This is a genomic window from Pseudomonas sp. PS01300 (genome assembly GCF_029960155.1).
Lineage (GTDB): Bacteria > Pseudomonadota > Gammaproteobacteria > Pseudomonadales > Pseudomonadaceae > Aquipseudomonas > Aquipseudomonas palmensis.
Window position 1 is genome coordinate 1 of the sequence record NZ_JASCPN010000174.1, and the last position, 264, is coordinate 264.

Genomic DNA, 264 nt, shown 5'->3' on the forward strand with positions numbered 1-264 from the left:
GTTTGAACGCCGATGGCGTCTGGTTGAGCACGGTGACCCCCTGCTCGCACAGCAACTGGAAGAACTCTTCCGGTGCCCGGCTGGTGGCCTGCGGCACGATGACCAGCCTGCCGCCATACAGCAGCGCGCCAAAGATTTCCCACACCGAGAAGTCGAAGGCATAGGAGTGGAACAGGCTCCACACGTCACTCGGCCCGAAGTTGAACCAGTGTTCGGTGGCGGCAAACAGGCGTAGCACGTTGTGGTGCGCGAGCAACGCGCCCT

The 264-nt window shown here is 62.5% G+C and carries 1 protein-coding gene; it reads right to left on the reverse strand.

Translation table 11 applies throughout. The features are described 5' to 3' along the window. Positions 1-264, reverse strand: a 264-nt coding sequence (locus QMX96_RS26850; RefSeq protein WP_282362743.1) for an AMP-binding protein, incomplete at both ends; no start/stop codon positions are given.